Here is an 11,290-nt window from a genome sequence, read left to right on the forward strand (position 1 = left end):
GCCAAATCCGGCTTGGCATCGCGGGTGGCGATGGGCTAGCGTCGAACGGCCTTCGCCCAAGGAAGCAACAAAGCAACAACAGCAACGCGAAAGCCGCTGCCGGGAGAGAGCCATGAAATCGCCGATCTGCGACATGCTGGGCATCGAGTTCCCGCTGCTCGCCTTCAGCCATTGCCGCGACGTCGTCGCCGCCGTCAGCCGCGCCGGCGGCTTTGGCGTGCTCGGCGCCACCGCCCACACGCCGGAGACTCTCGAACGCGAGCTGACATGGATCGACGCGCACATCGACGGCAAGCCTTACGGCGTCGACGTGCTGATCCCCGAAAACATCTCGACCGCGGGCGAGAAGGACGTCACCTGGAAAAGCCTGGAGGCGCGCGTGCCGCAGGCGCACCGCGACTACACGCGCGATCTGCTGAAGAAATACGACATCGAGCTGACCGCGACCAGCGTTGCCGACAACCAGCCGCAACCGTTCGACGCCAGGACGGCGCTGGAGCTGCTCGAGGTCTCCTTTCGCCATCCGATCCGCCTGATCGCCAATGCGCTGGGCGTGCCGCCGAAAGCGATGATCGAGATGGGCAGGACCCACGGCGTGCCGGTTGCGGCCCTCGTCGGCGCCAAGGAGCACGCGCTGCGCCAGGTCGCGGCCGGCGTCGACATCCTCGTGGTGCAAGGCACCGAAGCCGGCGGCCATTGCGGCGAGGTCTCGACCATGGTGCTGGTGCCGGAGGTGATCAAGGCGATCAAGAAGATCCGCGACGTGCCGGTGTTGGCGGCCGGCGGCATCATGACGGGACGGCAAATGGCGGCCTGCATGGCGATGGGCGCGGCCGGCGCCTGGACCGGCTCGGTGTGGCTGGCGACCGTCGAGGCCGAGACCACGGAGATCTTTCGCGAGAAGATGATCGCGGCCTCCTCGCGCGACGCGATCCGCTCCAAGGGCCGCACCGGAAAGCCGGCGCGGCAGCTCCGCTCGGTCTGGACCGATGCCTGGGACCGTGCACCGGAGAGCCCGGGCGCGCTGCCGATGCCGCTTCAGAGCATCATCAGCCGCGACGCCTTCAATTCGATCGACCGCGCGGCCGCGGCCGGCAACGCCAAAGCGCGCGATCTCGTCAGCTACTTTGTGGGCCAGGGCGTCGGGCTGATCGACAGCGTGAAGTCGGCAGGCGCGGTGGTGCAGGAGTTCAAGGAAGAGTTTGCGGAGGCCGTCGAGCACATGAATGCGCTGATGGCGGAGTAGTTGCCTGCGCCGTCATTGCGAGCGGAAGCGAAGCAATCCAGAATCTTTCCGCGGAGACAGTCTGGATTGCTTCGCTTCGCTCGCAATGACGACAGCTAATATCGTGAATTGAGGCCATGACAGACAAGTCCACCCTTCCCCCAGACCGCATCCCCGTCATCGTCGGCATCGGCGAGATCATCGACCGGCCCAAGGACATCACCGAGGGCCTCGAGCCGCTCGACCTGCTGGAGCAGGCGCTGCGGCGCGCCGAGCAGGATGCCGGCGCAAGGCTGCTCGGCGAGGTGCAGTCGCTCGACGTCGTCAACTTCCTGAGCTGGCGCTACCGCGATCCGGAAAAGCTTCTGGCGCAGCGCCTCGGCATTGCGCCTTCACACTGCTATTACGGCCCGGTCGGCGGCGAGAGCCCGATCCGCTATATCCACGAGGCCGCAAAGCGCATCGCGCGCGGCGAATGCAGCGTCGCCGCGGTGTGCGGCGCGGAGGCGCAATCGACGGCGACCAAGGCGGAGCGCACTGGGACAAAGCTGCCGTGGACGCCGTTCGCCCATGATGTCGAGGAGCCGAAGCGCGGTGCGGCGTTCCAGAAACCGCTCGCCGTCAAGCTCGGCGTGTTCCGGCCCGTGACCGTCTATCCGTTCTACGAAGCGGCCTCGTCCGCGCATTGGGGCCAGACACCGAGCGAGGCGATGGCCGAGTCGGGCACGCTCTGGTCGCGCTACTCGGAGGCGGCCGCGCAAAACCCGAATGCCTGGCTGAAGCGGCGCTATGCGCCTGACGAGATCACGACGCCGACCGCGGACAACCGGCTGATCGCGTGGCCCTACAACAAGCTGATGGTCGCCAATCCCAGCGTCAACATGGGCGGCGCGCTGCTGCTCACCAGCCTTGCCAAGGCGCGGGCGGCCGGGATCGCGGAGGACAGACTGGTGTATCCGCTGGGTGGCGCCTCGGCGGAGGAGCCGCGCGACTATCTGCTGCGCGACCAGTTTTATGAGAGCCATCCGCAGAATGCCGTCTTGAAGGCCGTGATGGATCTCGCCGGCGGCGACGGCAGAAAGTTCGAGGCGATCGAGCTCTACAGCTGCTTTCCCTGCGTGCCCAAGATGGCGCGGCGGACATTGGGGCTCGGACCCGATGTGCAGCCGACGGTGACCGGCGGGCTCACTTTCTTCGGCGCCCCGCTCAACACCTACATGACGCATGCGGCCTGCGCGATGGTGCGGCGCCTGCGCGATGGCGCTAAGCTCGGCCTGCTCTACGGCCAGGGCGGCTTCGTCACCAAGCACCACGCGCTGGTGGTGTCGAAGACGCCGCCGCGCGAGGCGCTGGCGCAGGAGACGAGTGTGCAGGCCGTCGCCGACCGCAACAAGCGCGCGGTACCGGAGTTCGTCGCCGAGGTGAGCGGCAAAGGCAAGGTCGAGAGCTTTACCGTGCTCTACGGCCGCGGCGGCGACGTCGAGCACGGTGTGGTCATGCTGCGCACGGCGGATGACCGCCGGACGCTGGCGCGGATTCCGGCGAGCGACGGCGCGACGCTGGCGCATCTGCTGGATATGGATCGCACGCCGGTGGACTCGCTGGGCGAGATCACGATGACGGCCGACGGCGTGCCGGAGTGGCGGCTGGCTTAGCTCTCGTAGGGTGGGTTAGCGAAGCGTAACCCACCCTGCTTCAGAAAATGCGGGACAAAGTTGGTGGGTTACGCCCGGCAACTGCGCTTCGCGCAGTCGCAGGGCTAACCCACCCTACAACGTCAGCTTCAGCCCTTCGGCGCCTGCGTCTCCGAGGCGGTCGTCGGCTTGCCCTTGGCTCCGGCACCGACCACGCGCACCGGGTCGCCATTGGACAGACCGTCCGCCGGTGCGGTGATGACGCGGTCGTCGGGCGCGATGCCCGAGGCGAGCTCGATTTCCTTGCCAAGATCGCGCGCGATCGTCACGGTCTTGAACAACACCTTGTCGTCCGCGCCGACGGTCGCGACCCTGAGGCCGCTGCCGTTGAAGATCAGGGCGCTCGCGGGAATGCTGAGCGGCGCGGAATCGCGCTGCAAATTGAGCTTCACGCTGGCATAGCCGCCAGGCATCAGCTCGCCGCTGGAATTGTCGAGCCCGAGCTGCATGCGCGTGGTGCCCGAAGCGACGTCGACGGCCTGCGAGGAGGCCTCCACCGTCGCCTGGAAGGTCCGGTTCGGGTACTCCGGCAACACGATGGTGGCCTTGGCGCCGAGCTTGATCGCCGGCACGTAGTTCTGCGGCACGTTGACGTAGACGCGCAGCTTGGTGATGTCGGAAACCACGAACATCGCCGGACCCGAGCCACCGCCGGCGTTGATCAGCGCACCGACGTCGGTATCGCGCGCCGTGACCACGCCATCGAAGGGAACGGTGATCTTCTTGTAGCCGGCCAGCGCTTCCAGCCGCTCGACATTGGCCTGGCCCGAATGGACGGCGGCGTTCTTGTTGGAGAGATCGGCGGTGCGCTCGTCGATCTCCTGCGCGGAGACGAAGTTGGAAGCGACCAGCGTCTTGCGCCGGTTCAGCGTTGCTTCCGACAGCCTCGCGCTGGCCTGCTGGCTGGCAAGATCGGCACGGGCCTGAAGCAGTTGCTGGTCGAGGTCGGGCGCCTCGATCTCGGCGATCACCTGCCCCGCCTTGACGCGCGCGCCCATGTCGGCGCTCCAGCTCTTCAGATAGCCGGAGACGCGGGCGAAGATGGGTGCGCGGTAGTAAGCCTCCAGCCGGCCCGGCAGGTCGAGTGTGGCGTTGAGGGATTTTGCGTTGGGCAGGGTCACCGCGACGCTCGGAACGGCCTGATCGTCGGTCCACTCCTTCAGCTTGGAGCCCTGCTCCTCGCGGGCGCGAATCCCGGTGCCCACGACGAGGCCTGCCGCAATGACCGCCACCACGCCGACGATGCCCAGTTTCCGGCGCGACACCGGTGAGCGGGATTCAGTGGGCGACATGCGGAGTCTCCGATGCGGCGGCGGCTTTGGCGCCTTGTGTCTTGTGTACCATACTGAACACCACGGGAACAAACATCAGCGTGGCAAACGTTGCAAAGATCAGGCCGCCGATCACGGCGCGGCCGAGTGGCGCATTCTGCTCACCACCCTCGCCCAGCCCCAGCGCCATCGGCGCCATGCCGATGATCATGGCAAGCGCCGTCATCAGCACCGGGCGGAACCGGACGAAGCCGGCCTCGAGCGCCGCCGCAATGGGGTCGCCGAGCTCCTCATAACGCTCGCGGGCGAAAGAGATCACCAGCACGCTGTTGGCGGTGGCAACGCCCATGCACATGATGGCGCCGGTCAGCGCCGGCACCGACAGCGTCGTCTCGGTCGCGAACAGCATCCAGACGATGCCGGCGAGCGCGGCCGGCAACGCCGTGATGATCACGAACGGATCGGACCAGGACTGGAAGTTGACGACGATCAGGAAGTAGATCAGCACGACCGCCCCGAGCAGGCCGAACAACAGGCCGGTAAAGGCGCTGTTCATGGTCTRCACCTGGCCGAGCAGCACCACGGAGGAGCCTTTCGGCACCTCCTTGGCGGTGTCGGCGATCACCTGGCGGATGTCGTTCGCGACCGCGCCGAGATCGCGGCCCGAGGTCGTGGCGAAAACCTGCACCAGCGACTGGATGTCGTATTGCGACACCACCGCGCTCGAGGTCGATCGCTTGATGTCGGCGATGCCGCCGAGGATCGGCGATTGCGAATTGCTGGCGGCCGTGATCGGCAGCGTCTGGAGCGCGCTGAGCGAGTCGATCTGGTATTGCGGCGTCTGCATCACGATCGAATAGGACACGCCGTTGTCCGGGTTGAGATAGTAGGTCGGCGCGACCTGCGAGGAGCCGGCGAGATTGACCACGAGGCTGTTGGTGACGTCGCGCTCGGTCAGGCCGACATATTGCGCACGGGTGCGGTCGACGTCGATGTTGAAGGTCGGGTTGTTCGGCGACTGCTGGATGCGCGCGTCGGCCACGCCGGGAATCCGCCGCACCTTTGCCAGCAGCGCGTTGGCGTAGGCAAAGTTGGCGTTGATATTGGCGCCGCGGATCTGGAGGTCGATCGGCGCCGGCGCGCCGAAGTTCAGGATCTGGCTGACGATGTCGGCCGGCAGGAAGGCGAAGCTGACGCCGGGGAACAGCCGCGGCAATTGCTCGCGCAGCACCCGCACATGCTCCTCGGTCGGCTTGTGGCCTTCCTTCAGCTTGATCTGGATGTCACCGTCCTGCGGGCCGATCACGCCGGTGTTGTTGTAGGTCATGTTGATGCCGGAGATCGGCATGCCGATATTGTCGGTGAGCGTCTCGATCTCGCCGGGGATCAGCTTGCGGATCGCCTTCTGCACGTCGGCGAGCTGGTTGGCGGTCTCCTCGACGCGGGTGCCGACCTGGGTGCGGACATGCATCAGGATGTTGCCGGCATCGACCGCGGGGAAGAAGTTGCGCCCGAGGAACGGCACCAGCGCAAAGGACGCGCCGACCACGCAGAGGAAGCCGATCACGAACACCGCGCGGTGCGCCAGCGCAAGGCCCAGCAGATTGTGGTAACCGCCGCGAATGAACTCGAACCGTTTCTCGAAGCCGCGCTGGAACCAGACAAACGGATTGCGTGACTTCGGCCGCGCGCCCTCGTGATGGACATGCGCCTTGAGCAGATAGTTCGCCATGGTCGGCACCAGGGTGCGCGACAGGATGAACGACCAGATCATCGCGAACATCACCGCTTCCGCCATCGGCACGAACAGGAAGCGCGCGACACCGGTGAGGAAGAACATCGGCACGAACACGATGCAGATACAGAGCAGCGAGACGAAGGCCGGCGTCACGATCTGGTTGGCGCCATCGAGGATCGACTGCTCGACCGGCTTGCCCTGCTCGAGATGGTAGTTGATGTTCTCGATGGTCACGGTGGCGTCGTCGACGAGGATGCCGACCGCGAGCGCCAATCCGCCGAGCGTCATGATGTTCAGCGTCTCGCCGATCGCCGACAGCATGATGATGGCGCCGAGCACCGAGAGCGGGATCGAGACCGCGATGATGACGGTCGAGCGCCAGCTGCCGAGGAACAGCAGGATCATGACGCTGGTGAGCAGCGCCGCGATCACGCCCTCGAAGGCGACGCCTTGAATCGCGCCGCGGACGAACACCGACTGGTCGCCGATGAAGCCGATCTTCAGCGCTTCGGGCATCTGATCCTTGACGTCGATCACCTTCTGCTTGATGCCGGCGATGATATCGAGCGTCGAGGTCGCGCCCGCCTTCAGGACCATCATCAGCACCGAGCGGTTGCCGTCGACATGGACGATGTTGGTCTGCGGCGGATTGCCGTCTCTGACGGTTGCGACGTCGCGCACATAGACCATCGCGCCGTTGACGGTCTTGATCGGCAGATTGCCGAGCTCGTCCATCTTGAGCGGCGAGTTGTTGAGCTGGATGTTGTATTCGAACGCGCCGATCTTCTGGGTGCCGACCGGCGTGATCAGATTTTGGGCCGCGAGCGCGTTGGCGACGTCCTGACCGGAGAGACCGCGGGCCTGGAGCGCGGTCGGGTCGAGGTCGATCTGGACCTGGCGCTGCTTGCCGCCAAACGGATAGGGAATCGCCGCACCGGGCACTGTGACGAGCGGGGTACGCAGATTATTGATGCCGATGTCGGCGAGGTTCTGTTCGGTCAGCCCCTCGCCCGACAGCGCCACCTGGATGATCGGCACCGTCGAGGCCGAGTAGTTCAGGATCAAAGGCGGCGTCGCGCCCGGCGGCATCTGCTTCAACAGCGTCTGCGAGATCGCGGTGACCTGGGCGTTGGCGGTACGGATGTCGACATTGGGCTGGAAGAAGATCTTGATGATGCCAAAGCCGTTATAGGAGTTGGCCGTAATGTGCTCGATGTCGTTGACGGTGGTCGTCAGCGCCCGCTGGAACGGCGTGGTGATGCGCCCCGACATCTGGTCCGGCGGCAGGCCGGTGTACTGCCAGACCACACCGATCACGGGAATGCGGATGTCCGGAAAGATGTCGGTCGGCGTCCGTAGCGCCGCGAGCGGTCCGATGATCAGAAGCAGAAGCGCGAGCACGACGAAAGTATAGGGCCGGCTCAGGGCAATACGGACCAGAGCTATCATGCGCCAGGCAAATCCAGGTCAGGCGAGGAAACGGAATCCGCCCCCGTGGGGATCCTCTTTCCCCTTTACCCGAGCACCGCCGACAGCGCCAACGCCAAGCGACAGCGCGCTCTTCACTTCCGTGCTACCGCGCTGCGGAATAAGCATCGCAGCTATGCGAGGGGAAGGCTGCTCGTTTTATATGCGGTGTCGTCCTGGCGAAAGCCAGGACCCATTACCCCAGAACGCGGTTGTGGCGTGAGAGTGGTAACCACCAGTCTTCGCAAAACTTCTCCCTGTGGATATGGGTCCCGTATCTGCGCGCGCTTTAGGCGCGCTTGTCCGGGACGACGTTGGGGAGGCTTACGCCGCGCGGACGTTGGTCAGGAACTTGCTGACTTCGGTCTTCAGCCGGCCGGAGTCGTTCGACAGCATCTGCGCCGCCGACAGCACCTGCGAGGACGCCGTGCCGGTCTCGGTGGCGCCGCGCTGCACGTCGGTGATGTTGGAGGAGACCTGCTGGGTGCCCTGGGCTGCCTGCTGCACGTTGCGGGCGATCTCCTGGGTCGCTGCGCCCTGCTCTTCCACCGCGGCCGCAATCGCCGAGGAGATTTCCGACAGGCGTTCGATGGTCGAGGAGATTTCCTTGATCGCGCCGACCGAGTCGTTGGTCGCGGCCTGGATGCCCGAGATCTGCTGGCCGATCTCGCCGGTCGCTTTCGCGGTCTGCTCGGCCAGCGCCTTCACCTCGGACGCCACCACGGCGAAGCCGCGGCCGGCTTCACCGGCGCGCGCCGCCTCGATGGTCGCGTTCAGCGCCAAGAGGTTGGTCTGGCCGGCGATGGTGTTGATCAGCTCAACGACGTCGCCGATGCGGGACGCCGCCTTGGACAACTCGCTGACGCGCTCGGTGGTGGCGCGCGCCTGGCCGACGGCATCGCCCGCCATCCGCGCCGATTCCTGCACCTGGCGGCTGATCTCGCCGACCGAGGAGGCCATCTCCTCCGTCGCCGAGGCAACCGACTGCACGTTGGTGGAGGCTTCTTCCGAAGCCGCCGCGACCGTGGTCGCCAGCCGCTGCGAGCGATCTGCGGTCGAGGTCAGCGTCGAGGCGGAGGCCTCCAACTGGGTCGAAGCCGACGACACGGTCTGGACGATCTCGCCGATCATCGTTTCGAACTCACGGGTGATGTTGTCGACACGGCGGCCGCGCTCGATCTTGGCTTCGGCGTCGTGCGCGGCGGCTTCGTCGGCCGCCTTCTTGGCGATCAGCGCTTCCTTGAACACCTGGAGCACGTCGGCCATGGCGCCAATCTCGGTCTTCTCGCCCTGGTGCGGGACTTTGGCGGTCAGGTCGCCCTTGCCCAGCGCCTGCATCGGCTCGATGATGGAGTTGATGCCGCTGGAGACGTCGCGCACCAGATAGAAGCCGACGCCGATGCCGACCACGACGGCGGAGCCGAGGATGATCGAGACCAGCATGAAGGCGTAGTAGTAGCTGTCGGCCGCGTCCTGGGCCGCCTGGTTGGCGCCCTTGTTGTTGAGCTCGATGTCCTTGGTCAGGACCTCGTCCGCCTGAAGACCGATCTTGTTCACGGTCTTGGTGTTCAGTTCCTGCGCCTCATGTGGGACCTTGCCGGCCTCCTTGCGCGACAGCGCGAAGACCTCTTCGGTCCCCTTCTTGTACTGGTCCCAGAGCTTGACCCAGTCGTTGTAGAGCCCGCGCTCCTCCGGCGAGGTGATCATGGGCTCGTAGGCGACGCGGGACTTGGCGAGCGCCTCGATGACGGTGCCGGCCGTCTTTTCGTTGGCGAGCTTGTCCTCGAGGGTCTCGGACAGCATGTGCTGGCGCACCACGTTGCGGTAGGTAATGACGCTGGCGCGGAGCTCGCCGAGCACCCGCACGCTGGGCATCCAGCTCGTGGTGATGTCGGTGGTGTTGGCGTTCATCGACCGCATCTTCATGACGGCGAGCAGGCCCATACCGGTCATCGCGACCAGCAGGAACGCCACGACACTGATGATCTTGGCGCGAATGGAGATGGTGGCGAGCATAATAAATGTCTCTTTGTGCTGGCGCGGCGGCGCGTCCGGACGTTTTACGAATCAACCAAAGGGAGCAGCGCCGACATCAGACACCAGAGCACCTGAGCAGATGTTAACTACGACTCCGTACGAGTACGGAAGCCGAAACAAATGAACATGGCGCTAAGAACGCTCTGCGCTCAGCGCATGAGCCCAAGCGCATCCGTGAAAAATTCCGCGCCACCGAAATTTCCGGACTTCAAGGCGAGCAACATCTCGCCTTTCGCGACGCCGACCGCACGCAGGACCGGGACGCCCGCGRCAATTTCCACTCCTACGAGAAATCCAGGAATCTTCAACCGATCAACCACGGCGCCGGATGTCTCGCCGCCGGCAACGATCAGGCGCTTGATGCCGGCCTGCACCAGGCCCTCGGCGATATCGGCCATCGCCTGCTCGATGGCGTGACCGGCCGCGTCGCGGCCGTGACGCGCCTGGAGCGCTGCGACCTGATCCGGCGTCGAGCTCGATGCGATCAGGACCGGACCTTCGGTGAGCCGCGGCCTGGCCCAGTCCAGCGCGCGCTGCGCCTCGTGCCCGCCCGTAATAATACGGTCCGGGTCGAGATGAAGCACCGGCATGACGCGTTCGGCATTGGCGATCTGCTGGAGCGTCGCCTGCGAGCAGCTTCCGGCCAGGCAAGCCGCCGGTCCGCCGACCGCTGCCCCCGCCTCGCTGCTTGCCGCTGTCGATTTGACCTTGCCTGTCGACACCAGCGCCCGCGCCAGCCCAAGACCCATGCCGGAGGCGCCGACAGACAGCCGGTGCTCGGCAGCAACGAGCCCGATGGTTTCGAGGTCGCGGTCGAACACGGCATCGATGATGGCGGCGCCAATGCCCTTGGCCGATAGTTCCGCAAGACGCGCCCGCACCGCCTCCGCTCCGCGGGTGACGGTCGCAAGATCCACGAGGCCGATTGGCATCTTGCTCTGGCGCGCGAGCACGCGCACCAGGCTGGAATCACGCATCGGGTTGAGCGGATGGTCCTTGAGCGGGCTCTCGTTCAGCGGCACGGCGCCGACGAACAGATTGCCCTGGTAGACGGTGCGGCCGGTCTCCGGGAAGGCCGGCGTCACCAGCACGACGGCCTCGCCGCAATCGGCACGCAGTGCGTCCATCACCGGGCCGATATTGCCGGCATCGGTGGAATCGAAGGTCGAGCAGATCTTGAACAGCACGTGGCCCGCGCCGCGGCCACGCAGCCATTTCTCCGCCGCGCGCGAACGCGACACRGCAAGGCCGGCCTCGATCGAGCGGCTCTTCAGCGACACCACGACGGCATCGACCTCGGGCAGCGCAAGATCGTCCGCAGGCACGCCGATGGTCTGCACGGTGCGCAGGCCCGCGCGCGTCAGCGTGTTGGCGAGATCGGAGGCGCCGGTGTAGTCGTCGGCGATACAGCCCAACGCAAGTGTCACGGCTTCACTCCCGCATAGGGCCTGAACCAGGCAAGGCCGTCGGTGGTCTTGCCGCGCGGATTGTATTCGCAGCCGACGAAGCCGGCATAGCCGAGCCGGTCGAGCTCGGCGAACAGGAACGGATAGTTCAGCTCCTCGCCGTCGGGCTCGTTGCGCGAGGGAACGCTGGCGATCTGGATGTGGCCGATGATCGGCATCATCTCGCGCAGCCGCATGGTGACGTCGCCATGAATGATCTGGCAGTGATAGATGTCGAACTGGAGCTTCAGGTTCGGAAGCCTCAACTCCTGGATCAGGTCACGCGCGAAGCCGAAATCGTTGAGGAAGTAGCCGGGCACGTTGCGCGCATTGATCGGCTCGAGCACGATGTCGATGCCGTGCGGCGCGAAGAATTCCGCAGCCCACGCCACCGATTTGTAGAAGGCCTCGAT

Annotated in this window: 7 protein-coding genes; 2 read left to right on the forward strand and 5 right to left on the reverse strand. The window is 65.6% G+C overall.

From position 1 onward, the window contains the following. Positions 1 to 112 precede the first annotated feature (112 nt). Positions 113 to 1,246 (forward strand): nitronate monooxygenase, encoded by a 1,134-nt coding sequence (locus tag ACXJL8_RS20780; protein WP_456619228.1) that lies wholly within the window; start codon positions 113 to 115, stop codon positions 1,244 to 1,246. 116 nt (positions 1,247 to 1,362) lie between these two features. Then, on the forward strand, positions 1,363 to 2,880 hold the full coding sequence (locus ACXJL8_RS20785; RefSeq protein WP_456619229.1) for an acetyl-CoA acetyltransferase: 1,518 nt from the start codon (positions 1,363 to 1,365) through the stop codon (positions 2,878 to 2,880). 128 nt (positions 2,881 to 3,008) lie between these two features. Here ACXJL8_RS20785 and ACXJL8_RS20790 read toward each other — a convergent pair whose 3' ends face one another. From ACXJL8_RS20790 to ACXJL8_RS20810, 5 genes are all read right to left on the reverse strand, one after another. Next, complete coding sequence (locus ACXJL8_RS20790) at positions 3,009 to 4,211, reverse strand: efflux RND transporter periplasmic adaptor subunit (RefSeq protein ID WP_456619230.1); 1,203 nt, start codon at positions 4,209 to 4,211, stop codon at positions 3,009 to 3,011. Next, positions 4,198 to 7,377: an efflux RND transporter permease subunit gene (locus tag ACXJL8_RS20795; RefSeq protein ID WP_456685485.1), complete on the reverse strand. Its 3,180-nt coding sequence runs from the start codon at positions 7,375 to 7,377 to the stop codon at positions 4,198 to 4,200. Before ACXJL8_RS20795 ends, ACXJL8_RS20790 begins: the two co-directional genes overlap by 14 nt. Positions 7,378 to 7,719: 342 nt before the next feature. Then, a complete protein-coding gene (locus tag ACXJL8_RS20800; RefSeq protein WP_456619232.1) occupies positions 7,720 to 9,411 on the reverse strand; it encodes a methyl-accepting chemotaxis protein in 1,692 nt (563 codons plus the stop codon). Positions 9,412 to 9,581: 170 nt separating this feature from the next. Then, a complete protein-coding gene (gene otnK / locus ACXJL8_RS20805; RefSeq protein WP_456685486.1) occupies positions 9,582 to 10,859 on the reverse strand; it encodes a 3-oxo-tetronate kinase in 1,278 nt (425 codons plus the stop codon). Then, positions 10,856 to 11,290 (reverse strand): hydroxypyruvate isomerase family protein (locus ACXJL8_RS20810; protein WP_456685487.1); only part of this gene is annotated, 435 nt, incomplete at its 5' end. The genes otnK and ACXJL8_RS20810, both read right to left, overlap by 4 nt.

Source organism: Bradyrhizobium sp. P5_C11_2 (assembly GCF_054049755.1).